Raw genomic sequence first — 18,366 nt, 5'->3', positions numbered from 1 at the left:
CTTTAGTTATAGTTGCAGGTTGTTACTTTTTTCCAGAAACAATAATTTTTTTAATGTTTGGAGATGCTTATGTAGCAATGTCATCATTACTATGGCAGTATGCTTTAGCAACATCACTTTTTGCAATCTCTAACATTTTTGCATACTATTTTTTATCTCTAGACTATTATGTTCCTGTTATACTATCTGGTGTATTGGGATTGTCACAAATAGTATTAATAATATTTTTTCATAGCAGTTTAGCTATGGTAGTACAATTACAAATTATAGTAATGTTAGCGTTGCTTTTTGCACAACTACTTTACTTTTCATCAAAAAGAAATATATAAGACCTACTTATAATTTGGTTAGCTTCCCCCGATAAAATGCTTGGAACTTTTTTTATAAAGTTTCAGGCTTTTTTGTTTTATAGACAGACTACAATAAAATACAGAAAAAGCTTATTTTTTACTTATTTCCTTTTTTAACAATTACCATTCGTCTCAGGTAATTTTTCCTTTATTTTCTTTAACCTCAGGACACTTCCCATTCATCTACAGTAATTGTCATCTCATCTCTAATCACCTATTAAATAAGGGTTTAAGATGGATATTTGTATAAGAAATTTAACCCAAGCAAATAGTAAAACTTAACCTTATGAAATTAGCAATTGTAACAGCATACCCGCCAAGTAAAGTAACTTTAACAGAATACGGATACCACTTGGTAAAACATTTTAGACTACAAAAAGAAGTAACTGAAATAGTTTTAATTACAGACAAAACCAAAGAAGCCAAAGACCTTTCTTTTACTGAAGATGGTTGTAAAATTACAGTTAAAGAATGCTGGAATTTTAATAGCTACAAAAATGTTTTTGGTATTATGGGTGCAATTGCAGACACTAAGCCAGACGCAGTTTTATTTAATCTTCAGTTTTTAAAATTTGGAGATAAAAAAGTCCCAGCTGCGTTAGGTTTAATGTTACCATTAATATGTAAGTTAAAAGGAATACCAACAATATCTTTATTACACAATATATTAGAACAGGTAGATTTAGAAAATGCAGGTATCACTAAAAATAGTTTTTTAAAGAGAGCTTATAATTTTATAGGAGCATCATTAACAAAAGTGGTTTTATCATCTGATATTTTAGCCGTAACAATAAGCAAGTACAAAACAATTTTAGAAGGTAAGTATAACTCTAGAAATGTAGCTTTAATTCCTCATGGAGCTTTTGAAACTCCACCAGAGCCAACATACAAATTGCCAAAAGGAGCAAAGCAAGTAATGGCTTTTGGGAAATTTGGAACCTATAAAAAAGTAGAAATTTTAATTGATGCTGTAGAGATTATTCGTCAGCGAACAAAACAAGATATAGAAATAGTAATAGCAGGTACAGATAGCCCAAACACACCAGGTTATTTAAATGAAGTGAGCGAAAAATATAAGCACGTAGACCAATTAAGGTTTACTGGTTATGTTGCAGAAGAAGATGTACCTGTTATTTTTAATGATAGTGCAGTGGTTGTTTTTCCTTACACCTCTACAACGGGTAGTTCTGGAGTATTACACCAAGCAGGTAGTTACGGTAAAGCAGTTGCGTTACCAGATTTAGGAGATCTTAGTATTTTGGTAAAAGAAGAAGGATATAAAGGTGAGTTTTTTAACCCAGAATCTGCAGAGTCTTTAGCAGATGCTATAGAAAATATTATTACGTATGATGAGTATAGAGAAGAGTTAAGTAGAACAAATTACAAAGCAGCATGTTCTTTACCAATGTCTGATATTACACAGATGTATGTAGATTACTTTACAGCAATACAAATGGCTAAAACTGGAGACATAAGTATTGATACTATTATAGCAGAAAGAGAAAAAGAAAGAGAGATGGAGAAAGAAAGAGAAGCAGTAGAGCTTTTAGTAAAATAAATTATGGTGAGGTTAAGCCAAAAAAGGGGGAACAGTATGGTTAGCTGTTTCCCTTTTACTTTTTAGGTTTAATATAGTCTAATGCTTTTTTTGGTTTGCCATCTGCACTAAATAAACCAAAATGCTTTTGTTGGCTTTTACGCCAAGGCAACCTACCTACTACGGCAGTTGGTATAGTTTCAAAATCATATAAAGTCCATAATACAAACGGAATATTTTCTTGTGTCACATACCCTTGCATTTCTTTATAATAGTCTGCTTGGGCATCGTTAGATCCTGAGTAAAGGTTCCAAATACCACTATATGATGAGTAGCCATATTCTTGTAAAACCAATTCTTTACCTTCACTTTTATTTTTTAATACTTTAAATGAATTTAAAAAATCTTCGGGTTTTTTGTAGTAGTGAAAAGATATAAAGTCTACTTCTTTAACTAAGTTTTCTGCAGCTTCTGTACTAGACCAACCTACAGTTATATTTGTTTTAGAGTCCCATTTTTTAATGTTCTTAATCATTTCCTTTAACCAAGCCATAACTTTTGGTTTTCCCCTGGATTCAAAATCTAAATCGGGCTCGTTTTTTATATCCCAAGCAACCAATGCAGGGTGGTTTTTTAATGTATTTACAATTTGTTCTGCATGTCTATGAGTTAGTGTCCAATCTTGCACGTCATAATTGCCATAAAAATCAAACAAAGTAACTATTACTTTTAATTTGTGTTGTTGTGCAATATCTAAAGTTTGCTCTAATTGCATTAGTTTTTTAGTATCTACCGTAGCTTTTCCAAAAGCCTCATAGGGGACAAAAATTCTTATAGTGTTTAACTTTAAGCTTTGTATTAGAGCAAAATCTTTTTTTAGAGTTACAGTGTCAAATTTTTTACCAAACATATCCCAGGGTGTATTTTTGGGATAGTAATTTATGCCAGACATTTTTTTTGCAACCTTCTGTTTTAGTTTAGAAACACTTTCTAGGCTATCGTTTTTTTGCTCTAATTCTTCCAAGTGTCTTATGCGCCAAAATCCGTCTTCTAAAAGCATCATTACTTTGTAACTTGGAGCACTGTTAAAACTACTTATTAAGTTTTTATTACTGTAAACTTCATTGTATTGTTCTGCTTTATTGTCTGTAAACACTACAAGTTTTCCGTCAGCACTGTAAAAATCTATGGTTGGGTTATGTTGTATAGATGTAGTAATTAGCGTAGTGTTATTTTTGGTGTTTAATGAAATAATACTATCTATTTTTGCTCTAGCACTTGTGGTGTAAAAATCATCTACACCATACATGTTATTTGTTGCTAAGGCAATATTGCGAACATTCCACGCATTTTTATAATCATTTTCTATAGCATTTAAGGTCTGGTCTTCAATTGGTCTGCCTTCATTAGTAGTGTTGTTCCATATAATTTTAGGAGAATATGTTTCTTCAAAATTCTGTTCTATATGTAAAATAGTAGTTCTGTCTGCCCCTGTGTTTAAGTAAGACAACATGGCGCTAATACCAACTAGTATTAACCCATTTAATACAATAAATGAGATTAATAAAAGTGCTCGATATATAATTTTGTTTATCTTCATTTTAAGGTAACAACTTTGTTTTTAACTATGCCTGCAGCTTCAATTTTAATGGTATAAATACCAGGTTTAAAAAAAGCTTTATCTAAATTAAATGTGGCAACACCTTTTAAAGATGTTGTTTTTTTAGTGTTTAATAAAGTTTTATCTGCACTATAAATAGTTGCTGTAACAGCTAGCCCATCTGGCACAAATTGCTGCATAAAACTTTCTATAGGTCCAATGGTAATTGTTCTGTTATTTGCAGATAATTGTATGTTATAATCTTTAACAGCAGAGTTAAACTCTACAGTAATAGGTTTGCTTTTTGCAGCTCCGGTTACGTAAGCTGTAATTGTCCAAGATTCTTCTTTAGATGGGTGTAGTAGTTTTGCAATAGCTACACCATTTATAGTTGTGCCATTTGTTTGTAGCAATCTGCCTTCGCTATTTTTGGCAGTAAAAAGAACTAAAGTACCATCACTTACAATATTGCCGTGATTATCTTTTATTGTAGATGTTGTAAATGTTATAATTTGGTTGCCATCTGCGTACTCGTGGTTTCTACTATAATCTACAGAAAAATCGGCAGCATTATCTGGTAAAATTACAGAGGTCAATTCTTTAGATTTTGTGCTATCTACTAAGGAGGTTATTAAAATACGACCTGTTTTTTCAGGCGAAAAAATATTGGTCCAAGCCACTAAATTTTTAACCTTTAAAGTATCTACGGTTACATTTTTTTTAAACTGATGTTTTATAGTCACCTTGGTGCCAGTAACCAAAGGGTTATCATACTTATCTGTAGGAGCATTTACAAGCATTGAAAAATCGTTACCGCCAGCAATAATACTTCTAGGGCCTAAGTATGTTTCTAGCTTCGGTTTTTTTTCAGCACTAGGTGAAATACGTATAGTTCCGCTTAATTTTGTGTGCGTGTCTAAAACCAGTCGCCAATGTAAATTACTAGCAATTTTTGTAAAACTTTCAGGGATCTTAAAAATTATATTTTCTTTCTCTTTTTTGGGAAAAACAATAGTTAATCCATATGCATTTTTAATCACTAAAACAGCATTGTTATCCTTGCTAGCAGAAAATTTTAAAACAATGCTATCTGTAACTGAGTATCTTTTTTTACTAGTTAACTCTGTAAACAAAATGTTGCTATTATCTTGTTTTTTAGGCGCCTCTTTTTTACTGCAACTACAGCAGAAAATTACTAGTATTAATATGTGTATATAATGCTTCAAAATTTTATTTAGGATTTCCAATATAGCTGTTAACCTCTAGTCTTATAAAATTAAAACCATCTCCTTTTTGTTCCTGTAGCTGATCTATTATATGGTCTAGTTTTCTATCGGGAAACATTTTTTTTGCTATTTCTATGTTAGGAGAACCGTTTACAAAGCAATTGGTCATATCATCACTAATAACTTTAAGCTTACTAAGGTTTAGCAAGTTGTAGTTAAAAGATTGTTTTCTTTGTATACGTACACCTTCAGATAAGAAATTATGATCTATCCAAATTAGTTTTTTGTCTTTGTTATAGTATGCAATTAAGAGCTGAGGTATTGTTACTTCTTGCACACCAGAATTAAATAACGTACCCGTCATTTTTCCATTGTTAAACTGTAACTCCTGCAAGGATAGTTTTTTGTATAAATCTGTGTTAGCAACATTACCAGCGCATTGTAAGTTAAACTTAGTGGGTATTTCTTCTAAATTAATAGGTGTAAACTCATCTGGGTTAAATGTAGGCGGCAAAGTATCTTGTGTAGAAGACCAAGCTATACCTTCAAAATTAATTTTAAAAGCCGTAATTTCTTTAGGCATTAATTTATGTTTAATGTTGTCTTTAGCGTTGTAATTTGCTAGTTCTTTATTTTTATCGTTATATAAAGTTCCTTTTATTACAACATCAGATGGTACATTGTCTACATTTTGTATTTGACCAATAATACTGTACCTGCCATTGTATTGTATCAATTTAGCAGTTAATATTTCTAAAACAGGTTGTTTTAGCACATCTTCGTGGTGTGTTTGTTCTGTAGTTATTTTACGCCTACCATGATTAAAAAACGTAGTAGCATTGTCTGTAAACAATTGGTCTGGCGGTAAATCATTATCTAACTTAGAAACGCTTAAGTACCATTTGTTTTTTTTCTTTTTTACCGTGTGATAAAATGTTTTTTCTACTGCATCTAAAGGGGTAATCCACCTAGTGTCTACTTTTACTTTAGCACTATTTTTTGTTTTGTTTACAAATGATATACCAATAGAATCTAACTTAGCATAAGAACTTAAAATACCATCTGTAACAGAAATCTCTAACATGTATTGAGAAAGGCTAACATCATCATCTGGATTAATGTATGAAAAAGCCCTTTCAAACTCTTTAAAATCTACTGCATCATAATAAGCCGTAACAACGTTTTTAGCAGAAAGTTGAGTACTGTTTTCTGCGTAAAATGAATATCCGCCGTAGGCTAAACATATAATAACAATACCAGCCCATATATGGTTAATAGTTACTAAGCCTCTAGAGAATTTAGTATATTCTATTTTATACTTTAAGTAAGATGGTAATGCTAATTTTTTAGATTTTAGTGTCCTATACCATACCATTTGAATATTAATGATAAAGGCAAGTAAAATTGTTAAAAGAGGTATGGTGCTCCACATTATTTTTAAAAAAGTTGGCACATCTTCTTTAGGTATAATTGCAGGTATTGGTGGTACATTTAGTTTTTCCCAAACCATTATTCCGTTTTCTAGTTGTTGTAATCGTTGCCAACCAGAAAAGTATAAAATGGGATCGTAGAACTTATCGTTAGAGAAAATATATTTTAAATTATATTTTTCAGGTACAGTTAAAAATTGTTGTAATGAGCCAATACCTTCTACGCCTCTAAATTTTGAATTCTCTAAGCGCTCTATAGCTCTTGTTGTTAGCTCTGGGAGTCGCCGTGCAGAGTGGTAATTACCATCTACAGTCATTGCTTTTGTTTGTGCAGATAACCAAGCCATTTGGTCTCCAAAGCCAAGTGTTAAGTAACGCCAATGATCATGCTGATCTTGATTTAAAAAGTTTACTATAGGCAGCATTTTAATTTTTGCAGGTTGTGACGGTCTAAAATAACCCAAACTCATTGTAAAAATGACCATAAATAATATGCCTACCATAAAAAAGCCCCCCACAATTCTGTGGTAAACAGCACCAAAGCGCTTTTGTATGTTGGTTTTTAGGTCGCCCTCTATCATCCTATATGCAAACTCGCCAAATATGGGTAAAGCCATAATTGTTGCCCAAAGTGTAAACCGGTCTAAGGTTAAAATATTAAAAGCAGTTTCTCCTAATAACTTTAATGGTATTGGTGTTGTACCGCCAGTTCCTAAAATGGTAAGCATTGTAAAAGATAAACCAAAGAAAAGATATCTTTTACTGTAAAACCTATAAAATATATAAGGCAGTATAAAGAGTAAAATACCCCAAGGAATCATAAAAAACACCAATCCAGAAGATAATACTTCTAAAAAATTATCTCTAGAGCCATGCGGAATAGGAACCTGAGTTATTGGATTTTTTTTAGAGTTTACCCAATATGGTAAAATACAAAATATGATAAGTAATAATGATGAAAATCCAAATATTACAATACGCCAAAAGAGCTTTTTAAAGGCCCAAATAAATGTTTTTAAATGTACCGCTTTAGTTTCTTTTACTTTGTCTTTGGCAGTGTCCATTATCACCATACCAATTAAAGGAAATATAAAAAAGACCATTCCAAAAATAGGAGTAACATGGTGTGATGTTACAGTAACTGCAATTAAAGATAAACTTGTAACCAGGTACCTTATTTTACCTTCTTTAATCCATAAATATATCTCAGGTATACTGTGTAGTAATATAGATAGCCCCATAATACTGGGCAGTTGTCCAAAAATATGTAGGGTTTCAATAAAAGTAGAAGAAAATACAGCTAGTAATGCAGTGTAACCAGCAACTCTTCTATTGGCAGTAATAAGTAAACCAAACCTATAGGCTCCTGTAATAAATAAAATAATTGCTAACATTGCAACAGTAAACATCCCAAATTTTAAGCCACCTATGTAAGATAATAGACCTATTAATTGGTGTACTAAAGGTGGGTATGCTTGCACTGTAAAACCAGTATACCATCTAAAATCCCAAGGCTCAAACCAACTATTAGCGTAGTGGTCTGCAAAAAATAGGTGAATTAACGCGTCATAGGTATTCTCTAACGTAAAGAAAATACTAGACCCATGAAATGCAACACCAACAATAAGAGCTAATATTAATAAAATATTGGTTCTCTTCATAAATTTTAACCTGTAAGAATATAAAACAAGATAAAGATAAACATAATGTTGTATTATAAATAATGTATGTTATCTCACTTTTAAAACCATTCGTCTACAGCAATAGGTTATTGACCTCTTCTTCAGTTTTTTAGTTGTATGTGTAATGTACCTTTGTACCAGGAAGTTATAATAATAACTATGACTTTTTACCCAAACATAAAACCTTAACCTATGAAAATTTTAGCTATTGATGATCAACAATTAATTTTACTTTCTGTAGAGAAGAAATTAACTGATTTAGGATATCAAGTAGAAACTGCAAGTTCTGGAGCTGATGGTATAAAAGTATTTAATTCTTTTAATCCAGATTTAGTAATTGTAGATATTAATATGCCAGATATGAGTGGTTTAGATGTGGTAAAACACATTAAAAATAATTCTAAAACTGCCATAATGATAATGTCTGGTAATACAGACGAAGATATTATTTTAGATGGATTTAATCTTGGTATAGATGACTATATGAAGAAGCCAGTAAGTTTAGAAGAAGTTGCTGCACGTGTTAAACGTATTGTTGGCGCTCCTACACAAGCTGAGTCAGTAGCAAAAGTAGAAGGCGGACAAATGCTTCAGAAAAACTGCGTAGGTGTTGTTATACCTTGTTACAATGAAGCAGATAGGTTGTCTAGTAAAGAATTTAAAGACTTTGCACAGAAAAACTTAGGATACCATTTGTGTTTTGTAAACGATGGTAGTACAGATAATACTTTAGAAGTTTTAGAAGAATTAAGAAAAGGTAGTGAAAACACTATAAGCGTATATAATTGCGAAAAAAACGGAGGAAAGGCTGAAGCTGTTCGTCAAGGAGTTTTGCATTTAGCTAAAGATCCTCAGTTTGATTATATAGGGTATTTAGATGCAGATTTATCTACAGATTTTACAGATTTTGATGATTTAGTAAAAACAATTGAAAGCTCTGATTATAAAATTGTAAGCGGATCTAGAATTAGCAGAATGGGAGCAGATATAACAAAAGAATCTGCACGTAAAATAATAAGTAAAACAATAAACCTTATTATTCAAAATATATTAAAAATGCCATTTAAAGACACACAGTGTGGTGCTAAAATAATGGATAGAGAAATAGCAACTACAATGTTTAATAAAAAGTTTATTACACGTTGGTTGTTTGATGTAGAGATCTTTATGCGTATGAAAAAGAAATACGGAAAAGATAATGTGCAACAGTTAATTTGCGAACAACCATTAAAAAGGTGGATACACGCAGACGGTTCTAAATTATCTATGAAAGACTCTATTAAAATTGTTGGTCAGTTAGCGCAGATTAGAATGCACTACGGAAATAAAAGTTATGAAGTTTAGGTTAAGGTTCTCTTCTAACTAAAAAAATCCCACATTGTAATGATGTGGGATTTTTAATTAACTAAACTTAGACTTTCTTAATAAAATAAGCCATACATAACAAAGCAAGCTATAACTAACAAAATAGCTTGTACTCTAAAGTTTTTATACCAAACTATACCTTTTAACTCCTTGGTTTCATCTATCCAAATTTGTTTAGTCCATGTGTTTGCTTTAACCTTATCTGCAGGTGGTGGTGCAGTAGCCAAACTAACAACTACAGATACAACTAAACTAATAAGTAGTAATACTGGCGCTAATAGTAAAAAGTGTATATCTATTTTAACGTCTAAAATGTACTTTAGTGTCATAATTGTTGCAGCAACAACTAAGCCAGCCATTAAACCGCTAAAAGCACCTTTTGCATTAGCTCTTTTCCAGAACAAGCCTATAAAAAATGTACCAACAATTGGTGGTGCTAAATAAGAAACTATTTCTTGGTAATAAGCAATAAGTGAATCAAAACTTTGAATATAAGGTGCCCAAATAACCGCAATTATTAATGTGATTACGGCTGTAATTTTACCAACTTTTACCTTTTTGGCGCTACTTGCATTTTTATCAATTTTACTGTAAAAATCCATTGTAAAAAGAGTAGATACAGAACTTAAGGTAGCACTTAAGGTAGAGGTTAGGGCAGATATCATTGCAGATAAAATAATACCAATTAAACCAACGGGTAATAATTTTACAATTAGTCTAGGATATACTTGGTCTGTATTAATGCCATATTTTTCTTTTAAATCTATACCACTAATTAACTCATGCGGTAAATTTTCTACTCCAAATAGGTTTATGCCACGCGCAATTAATCCAGGTACAATAAATATAAATAACGTAAATAGGTATAAAAAGCCTACTAGTAAAACACCTTTTCTACCGTGGTCTATAGATTTTGCAGATAAAACACGTTGTACCATAACTTGGTTGTTGGCCCAAAAGTAAAATCCAAGTATAGGTATCCCAACCCACATTCCTAACCAAGGTACGGTTGGGTCGTCTAAAGGTCTGGTTAATTTTAGCCAAACACCATCATTAAATTTATCTATAAAAGATTCCCAACCACCAATACTGCTAATAGCGTAAAACGATAAAATTGAAGAACCAATAATTAACACAGCAGCCTGTATCATATCTGCGTTTATTGCAGAAGATAAACCACCAATGATTGTATAACTACCGGCTACGGCAGCCATACCTATAATAATCCAGATGATTTCTACTTCCGGAAAAATCATTTTAATAATTAAGGCGCCTGTATATAGTGTTGCAGCGGCATCTAAAAAAACGTTACCAATAATTGTAATAAAAGAAAAGTAGGTTCTTGATTTACCATCAAACCTGCGCTCTAAAAATTCTGGCATTGTAAAAATTCCAGATTTTATGTAGAAAGGTAAAAAGAACATGGCAAAAAACACCATTATTAATACAGATATCCAGTTGTAGTTAAACACTGCAATACCACTAATAAAGCCTTCACCAGAATGCCCCATTAGAGTAGAACTAGATACGCTTGCGGCAAACAAAGACAACCCAACCATTGGCCAAGTTAAGTTTCTGCCAGCCAAAAAATAAGCGTCAGAATCGTTACTCTTACCGTTTTTTAAAGCCCACCATATTATAAAAACAATATAAAGAACAAGAACCGTAAGGTCTATATAACTTAAATTACTCATAAATTAATAGTTGTATGTTGTGTAAAGTAATACGCTTTTTGCAGGTATTGTTATTTGCTCTGCATTTGTAGTAAAACTTAAATTAGTTTGTACGGCTTTAGGAAAGTTATTATTGTCTACAGGTCTGTTGTTTTCACTATAGATATACTTTTTAAAGCTTTTGTTTTTAAGATTTTTAGTATCTAAAGAAAATGTAGCTTCTTTGTTACTATTATTTACAATTGAAAATGTAATATGATTAGTAGTAGACCAGCCGGCAACCATGCGTACTTTATCTAATTTTAACCCAGTAGTTTTTACAATTTTCATATCGTTTGAAAAATACCGTGTTAATAAAGCCCAGGTATAAAACCAAGGTCTAATGGCTTCTTCTTTAGCATCACCAGTTAATTCTTTGCCAAGAATGTTCCACATTCCCCATTTTTTAAGCTGATTTTTTTCACCTGTATCACCATTTGTATGCATTGCATCATCTAAACCCCATGCAATAACAGCATCAAAACCGCTGTTCATAGACTGTACTAAAACATCTGCCATATCTACACCGTAATCATAATCGTAAACAGATAATTGACTATCTGGACTAGCAAACTCATCAGCCTCGTATCTTTTTATATTTTCGTCTACATATTTTTCAAAACCTATTTCACCTAAAATAAAAGGTTTTTTTGCAACGCTATCGGCAAAAGAAATCATTTTAGTGTAGTGTTTTTCAAAATCACCAGAGCGTACAAATTCTTTTGTTGGGTAATCATGAACATCATAAGCAGCTAAAACATCATTTAATTGTAATACCGCTTCTTTAGCCCACTCTTCACCCGTGTATTTAGATTTCTCATTATTAAAAGGAGTAGCGTCTGGACCAATAACTTTTACTGGCGTTTTTAGTTTTTTTGATAAAAAAGCACTGTCTAGTTTTTTAACACCAAGTTTCCATTCGTCCCAATTGCCATCTACAGAAGACCAATAACCGTTTGGTTCATTCACCAAATTGTAATAGTTAATACAAGTATACCCTTTTGTATTAACAAGGTAGTTTAGGTGTTCTGCAATACTATTTAGCCACTTAGGGTCTGTGGCTCCGGTAAATGCATCTTGCATTTTTAAATGGGTGTCATGTACTTTATACGGTTGTCCCCATTCACCTAGAATAACTTTAATGTCGTTTTTTTCACAATAGTCTAGCAGCTTGTATAAAGCTTGCATTTCTTGATTTTCAAAATTAAGAATTGGGTTGCCATCTTTGTCTATACCCTCTAGGTATCTCCAATTTGCTTGGTCTAATACCCTAACAATTTTTGGCTTCATATAATCTAACCTTTTAAAAACAGTTTCCCATTTTTTATTAGTCATTAATAAGCCCCATTCTGCATCATCTGCATCTGCGTGTGGATACGCAGACCACTCTACACCATTGCCAATAAACTCATTAGAAATAACTTTATCGGCTTCAATTTTAACCAACTCATCTTTTTTTACCGTTTGGCAAGATGCTAACGGCAAAAAAAGGAGAAGTAAAATGTAATTAAATTGTTGCTTTTTAAGCATTTTTTAATTCGTTTAATAATTCATCAATATTACAAGTTGCAAGACCAACGTACCTGTCTGCAGCACCATAATATACATATAAAGTATCATCAATAATCATATTTCCTGTTGGAAAAACACAGCCTTTGTAAAAGCCTTCAATTTCATAATCATGCTCTGGCTCCATAATCCAATTTGTTAGCCTAGACTTTACAATTGTAGGATCTTCTAGGTCTAAAAGAGCAGCCCCAACACGGTAATATCCTAGTCCGCCATTTTCTACACCATGGTATATAATTAGCCAACCATCTTTAGTTTTTAAAGGAGGTGTGCTACCGCCAATTTTTTCTTCCCAAGTGCCATTTATTCCTGCTAACAATAATGTGCTTGGTTCTTCCCAAACCATTAAATCGTCAGAAAAGCGAAGCCAAATAGATGGTTTGTCACAACCGTATTCTTCACCAATCCATTCTTTTGGTCTATGCAACATTGCAAATTTTCCGTTTATTTTTTCAGGAAAAATAATAACATCCCTGTCATCTAAATTGCTTTGTGTAATTCTTCCTAAACGTCTGTAGTTTTTAAAATCTTTGGTTAAAAGTAAGCCAGAGTTTGCAATGTTATTTTTTAAAACCAACGGAGCATCGGCATCACATTGTGGTAATAAAATTTCATCATGGTCAAAGTTCCAGTATTGTCCAGGAGGGTGAGGTCTGTAGGCATAGGTTACATAAAATTCATCTCCAAATTTTACAATTCTAGGATCTTCTACTGCACCCATATCTGGACCGTCTGTGCTAGGACTAAAAACAGGCTGGTTAGAGGTACGTGTAAAGTTTACGCCATCTGTACTGGTAGCTAAACCAAAACGTATTTGGTGTTCTACGTCATTACCAGCGGCTCTGTATAGCATATAAAATGTACCATCTTCATACCAAACACCAGGGTTACACACTACTAAGCTTTCCCAATCGTTTTCTGGGTTTGGACTTAAAACTGGGTTGTTTTGATGTTTTTTAAGACGTAATAATCCTGTTTTTTTTTGTTCTACAGTATTCATACTAATTTTTATTTCCTTATTTGTAAATTATTTTTGATTGATTTTTTAAACTTTAGTTTTTGGCTTACTCCATATTTGTAAATAGTATAAAAGACTCTCCTTCTAAGGTCATATTTACACCACTTGTAAAGTTTAATTCTGTGTTGTTTTCTATTGGGGTAGCAAAGCCATTTTCATCTACTTTACCAACAAAAGAGCCATCTGCATTAGATTTATAGCTGTATTTATTAGCTGTTAAAGTACCTAGAAAGTCCGATTTTAATTTTAGCTCATATGTAGAATAGTGCGAGTTTACAATGGCAACAGTTTGTTTGCCATTGTATGTGCCTACTACGGCGCGTAATCCTTTTTTATTAGGTAGTTCTACGTTATAAATGTCACTGCCAGCAGGAAAAAAGCGTGTAAGTAATGAAACTGGGTAAAAGTAAGGTCTAATGTTTTCATCACTAGCATTACCAGTGTGCTCTTCGCCTAAAATGTTCCAAAATCCCCAACGTTTTAATTTATCAGACTGGTAATCTCCGTTTTCTGGACTGTTGTACATAGCATCGTCCATATTCCATACTAAAGAACCAGAGTAGCCTTCTCTCATTGCTTGTATTAAAGCATCTGCCATATCTATGCCATAAAAAGCTTTATAAATCATCATATTAGAATCTTCACCAGCATATGGGTCGTTAGCAATAGCTTCTTCGTTTTGTAATTTTAATTCTGCGTCTACCTCTGTGTATTTAAATCCAATTTCACCCAACACAATACGCTTGTCTGCCGGAGTTATTTTTTTGTAAGCGCTAAGCATTTGTGCAAATTCACCATTGCGAATTAGTTGTTGTTGTGGGTATACGTGAATGTCATACAAACCAACATTGTCACCCAAATCTGCTTCTGTTTTTGTTAACCAATCTGTTTGGCTAGCAGTATTAAAAACAGCAATATCTGGTCCCATAACTTTTATGTCTGCCAAGCTGTAGTTTTTCATTTCTTCTAAATAAGCTAGCTGTACATTTTTCCAAATGTTGTAATCTCCTTTAGTGCTAGACCAGTCGCCATTAGGCTCATTAATAATGTTTATTGTTTTAATATTGGTATACCCTTTTTCGTTTACTAAATGATTTAAGAATTTCACAGATTTTTCAATCCAATCTATATCTATAGTGCTAATGTCGCCTACGGAACTGTGTCCCCATTCGCCATACGTAATTTCTATATTACGATCTTTAGCATAGTCTAGCATTTTAAAGAGTGATAGTGTCTTTGTGGTCTCGTCATACACACCATCATTATCATAAGACCAGCCAGAGTTGGTTACAATTCTTAAAAACGGAGGGCGCATAAAATCTATACGACTAAATAAAGTGTTCCAATCTGCATCACTAAGTGTTTCTGTACCTAACCAAGTTGGTACCATATCATAACCACCCCATTGTGCACCGTTACCAACAAAGTTTGTAGAAACCAATTCTTCAGTAATTACAACTTCTCTGTTTTTTTCTACGGAAGTAAATGCAGGTTCATCATCATCACAACTTGCAGCAACAAGTAGCATAGGTAGCACAGCGGCGAATATATTTTTAAGTCTCATATTTTTATTTTTAGTATTGTTGTATCTCCTTAATTTTTATAATCAAATTGATGATCTATTATTTACTTAAGTTGTACCACATTTTTTTAGACATATGTGCTGTTTCTTCGTAATTATAGTTTGTGTCTGTCCAATTATACAACTCAGATAAATACTCTACTTCTGAGCTTATAGCAATTTCGGTTTCAGAATTAATTTCTAGTGTTAAAACAAATACAGCTCCTGCGCTATCTGTAATAGTTACTGTGTCACCAACAAGTTCCCAAGTTCCTGTACCAGTAGGGACTTTTCTAAACCTAGTATTAAATTCTGTTTCTGGCCAAGTAGTATCATCAGAAACAAAATCTCCGTACTCGCCATCAGTACCAGCGTTATTTTCAAACGTTCCGTAAGGGTTGTCTCCGTTTTTGCCTTCTACAATAAATGATATGGTGTTGTCTAGCTCTTTACCTGCACTAGGTAGGTAATTATTTAAAAGTTCCGTTTTCTCCCAACCCCAGCTTTCCCAGGTAAACATATCACAGTAAACTCCAATTTCACCAATGTTCCATGTGCCAGCAATAGATACGCTTCCGGGATCAAAATCTATTTTTAATTTAATGGTCCACATAGCACTTTCTCCTGTTTCTGAAGTAACATTTATTGTAGTAGAATTACCTGTAGAGAAATTTAAAGTGCTACCAATATTAGTGTCTGATGTAGCTGCATAAGATACGTTTAAGCTAGTAAGTTCTATAGCAGAAATATCTGTGCCATTATCTGCAATGGTAACCGTAACTTCTTTAGTATCTGTATTTATTTCTGTATCGCCTATTTGGTTTGCAACAGTTAAGCCCGTAATGCTATTGCCCGTTTGTATTACACGTTCTTTTGTTAGTGTATACCAAGTTAATTTAGACATATGAGCTAGTTCTTCAAAACTCCAGTCAGTATCTGTCCAGCTAAAATTTTCGGCTAAATAAGGAACTTCAGTTTTTAAATTAACCTCGTTAGTTGCAGTTAGTAGCTCTAAATCTAGTTCATGCTCTACTTTGTTTGCATCGGTAATAATTACTTTGTTACGTTCAAAATCTCTTAACCAAGTACCATTACCAGTTGGTATTTTTCTGAATCTAGAATTAAAGTCCCATCCTTTACCGGCATCTGAGTAACTACCAAAAGAACCGTCATTACCAGCGTTATGCTCATAATTACCAAAAGGATTTCCTTTAGCATCTGCACCTTCTACAGTAAAAGTAATTTTGTTGTCTAGCTCTGGGTTTAATTCTGTTAAGTAACCAAACATACTTTCATTCTTTTCCCAGCCCCAGCTTTCCCAAGTAAACATATCGCAATACATACGCACATCACCAATGTACCAAGTACCTTCTAAGTCGGACTTAAAAGGAAGCATTGTAACCTCCCAATCTAAACTATTTCCAGCTCCAGATGAAACAGAGATGGTAGTTGTGCCACTACTTAAATCTAATGTTGTACCCTTTTCATTTGCAGAACTTGCACCGTAAGAAAGCTCAATATTTTTAATCTCTACCTTAGATAAATCTGCAATGTTTTCGGTTTTAGCGTAAATTTTAATTTTTGCATCATCAAAATTACGTTCTATAATAGCTGTTCCTATTTGACCTTCTAGTAAAATAGAAACCACATTGCGTTCTTTTTGCCAATCTGTACCTTCTACATCTTCTAGAGGATTATCTGTACAGGCTACAAAAAATAGTGCCAACACTACAAAGTATATGTTATTTAATTTTTTCATTGCGCTTTAGTTTAGTTGATGTTAGGGTTTAAGTCTATTTCACGTTGTGGAATAGGATAAAAAGCAACTGCTTCTGGGGATAAACCAGCGGCATTGGTTACATTGCTTTGTACTGTGTTTGTACGCCTAAGGTCCCACAGACGGTCACCTTCGTAAGCAAGTTCTCTTTGGCGTTCTTCTACAACTAATTTTCTAAAATCTGCTTTAGATAAGCCACCAATACTAGCTAGTTCTGTAGCGTTTGCTCTGTTTCTAATTTGATTGTATTGTACTAAACCATCTGCATTAGCAGTAGCTTCTGCATAAACCAATTGTATGTCTGAGTAACGGATTAAGTATGGTCTTGTACTTGTTTTATCACCCTCAAATAAAGGGTCTATGTATTTTCTTGTAAACGGATAAATTACAGTGCCATCTGCAACAGAGCCTATAGGGACACCATCTTGATTATAAATTTCTGAAACAAATAAATCTGTTTTACGTTTGTCTTCAGCTTCATAAGAAGTGAATAGTTTATCTGTAGTCTGAAAAACACTCCACCCGTCATGTGTTGGAGAAAAAGTATCGTCTGTGTTTTTTAGATAAACTGTAGCTCCATCTATATAAGGAATAAAGTATTTAGATAGTTTAGAGTAATCTCCTTCTTCTGTACCAGACCTGTCTAACGATAATATAAAAATATGTTCTGGTCCGTTAGGAGAGTCAACATTATAAATATTTTGAAGATCAGTGTCGTGACTATATTCTCCTTGGTTGTTTAAAACCATAGCTGCGTATTCTGCAGATTTTGCATATAAATTATCTACACTTTCTGTAATAGTATTGTATTTAGGAACTCCATTTTCTTTAGCAGAAGCAGCAAATAAGTATACTTTAGAAAGTAGTGCTTGTGCGGCAACCTTATCTGCACGCCCAGTAACTCTGTTTACTTCTAAATTGTCTATAGCTCTAGTTAAATCGTCTATTAAAAAGGCATATACCTCTTGCATATCTGCAGGCAATGTAGCTGTGGTTTCATCTAATTTATCTATCAAAGATTTTTGTAATGGAGCTAAACCAAAAGCTTTTACAGCATTAAAGTGGTTGTATGCTCTTAAAAATAAAGCTTCGCCAAGTATGCGTTTTTCATCTTCTGGATTAAAACCTTTGCCTTCTATATTTTCTATTACTGCATTTGCACGGTTTACTGCAATATATATAGATCTGTAGTACTGTGTTAGTAATTGGTTTTGTGCAGTAACTTCCCAGTTTACGAATGCTTGTGCATCTGCACCCTCGTCTGCCTTAACAACACAATTGTCTGATGCTAATTCTGTAAAATAATACGTAACAGGTGCATAACTAACAAGTGTAAGTGCATCGTAAGCATATAAAATAGATGCCTCTGCATCTTCAATAGTTTTATAGAAATTTTCATCAGAATAAAAACCAGTAGGCTCTACATCTAAGCTCTCACAAGAAGTAACACCAGCAACAAGTGCCAACCCTACTATTAATTTTTTAAAGTGCTTCATTTTCAATTCGTTTATTATTGTAAATGTTTTCATTTTTAACTGA

The 18,366-nt window shown here is 33.0% G+C and carries 11 protein-coding genes and 1 pseudogene; 3 read left to right on the top strand and 9 right to left on the bottom strand.

The genetic code is table 11. From position 1 onward, the window contains the following. Both ABJD66_RS00465 and ABJD66_RS00460 read left to right on the top strand, forming a co-directional pair. A pseudogene (locus tag ABJD66_RS00465) lies at window positions 1-329 on the top strand (sugar isomerase); the annotation flags it as partial. Window positions 330-636: 307 nt separating this feature from the next. Continuing rightward, window positions 637-1,908: a glycosyltransferase gene (locus ABJD66_RS00460; protein WP_100894504.1), complete on the top strand. Its 1,272-nt coding sequence runs from the start codon at window positions 637-639 to the stop codon at window positions 1,906-1,908. 55 nt (window positions 1,909-1,963) lie between these two features. Here the strand turns inward: ABJD66_RS00460 and ABJD66_RS00455 are convergent, their stop codons facing one another. From ABJD66_RS00455 to ABJD66_RS00445, 3 genes are read right to left on the bottom strand one after another with little or no spacing between them, the layout of a single operon-like run. Further along, the gene (locus ABJD66_RS00455; RefSeq protein WP_348127001.1) at window positions 1,964-3,487 is read right to left on the bottom strand and encodes a glycoside hydrolase family 2 TIM barrel-domain containing protein; all 1,524 of its coding nucleotides are present in this window, start codon (window positions 3,485-3,487) and stop codon (window positions 1,964-1,966) included. Further along, the gene (locus ABJD66_RS00450; RefSeq protein ID WP_348126998.1) at window positions 3,484-4,713 is read right to left on the bottom strand and encodes a hypothetical protein; all 1,230 of its coding nucleotides are present in this window, start codon (window positions 4,711-4,713) and stop codon (window positions 3,484-3,486) included. The genes ABJD66_RS00455 and ABJD66_RS00450 overlap by 4 nt, the downstream gene beginning before the upstream one ends. A 4-nt stretch (window positions 4,714-4,717) precedes the next feature. Then, window positions 4,718-7,804 (bottom strand): hypothetical protein, encoded by a 3,087-nt coding sequence (locus ABJD66_RS00445; RefSeq protein WP_348126995.1) that lies wholly within the window; start codon window positions 7,802-7,804, stop codon window positions 4,718-4,720. Between the two features lie 213 nt (window positions 7,805-8,017). Here ABJD66_RS00445 and ABJD66_RS00440 point away from each other — a divergent pair, with 213 nt between their 5' ends. Then, window positions 8,018-9,169, top strand: coding sequence for a response regulator (locus tag ABJD66_RS00440; RefSeq protein WP_348126992.1), 1,152 nt, complete (start codon window positions 8,018-8,020; stop codon window positions 9,167-9,169). A gap of 77 nt (window positions 9,170-9,246) precedes the next feature. On the opposite strand, the gene ABJD66_RS00435 is transcribed toward ABJD66_RS00440, so the two are convergent. The 6 genes from ABJD66_RS00435 to ABJD66_RS00410 all read right to left on the bottom strand — a co-directional run bounded on the left by ABJD66_RS00435 (window position 9,247) and on the right by ABJD66_RS00410 (window position 18,356). Next, the gene (locus ABJD66_RS00435; protein WP_348126989.1) at window positions 9,247-10,884 is read right to left on the bottom strand and encodes a sodium:solute symporter; all 1,638 of its coding nucleotides are present in this window, start codon (window positions 10,882-10,884) and stop codon (window positions 9,247-9,249) included. 3 nt (window positions 10,885-10,887) lie between these two features. Further along, on the bottom strand, window positions 10,888-12,432 hold the full coding sequence (locus tag ABJD66_RS00430) for a hypothetical protein (protein ID WP_348126986.1): 1,545 nt from the start codon (window positions 12,430-12,432) through the stop codon (window positions 10,888-10,890). After that, window positions 12,425-13,471, bottom strand: coding sequence for a glycosidase (locus ABJD66_RS00425; protein WP_348126983.1), 1,047 nt, complete (start codon window positions 13,469-13,471; stop codon window positions 12,425-12,427). Before ABJD66_RS00425 ends, ABJD66_RS00430 begins: the two co-directional genes overlap by 8 nt. A gap of 64 nt (window positions 13,472-13,535) precedes the next feature. Further along, window positions 13,536-15,053 carry a hypothetical protein gene (locus tag ABJD66_RS00420; RefSeq protein WP_348126980.1) on the bottom strand — a complete coding sequence of 506 codons (1,518 nt, stop codon included), beginning with the start codon at window positions 15,051-15,053 and terminating at the stop codon, window positions 13,536-13,538. Window positions 15,054-15,111: 58 nt separating this feature from the next. Then, on the bottom strand, window positions 15,112-16,809 hold the full coding sequence (locus ABJD66_RS00415) for a hypothetical protein (RefSeq protein WP_348126977.1): 1,698 nt from the start codon (window positions 16,807-16,809) through the stop codon (window positions 15,112-15,114). An 11-nt stretch (window positions 16,810-16,820) separates the two neighbouring features. Then, window positions 16,821-18,356, bottom strand: coding sequence for a RagB/SusD family nutrient uptake outer membrane protein (locus tag ABJD66_RS00410; protein WP_348126974.1), 1,536 nt, complete (start codon window positions 18,354-18,356; stop codon window positions 16,821-16,823). Window positions 18,357-18,366: the final 10 nt, after the last annotated feature.

Origin of the sequence: Cellulophaga sp. (genome assembly GCF_039943695.1) — a bacterium.
Lineage (GTDB): Bacteria > Bacteroidota > Bacteroidia > Flavobacteriales > Flavobacteriaceae > Cellulophaga.
Note: the sequence above shows the minus strand (reverse complement) of the source record. Positions and strands in the feature narration are given on the sequence as shown.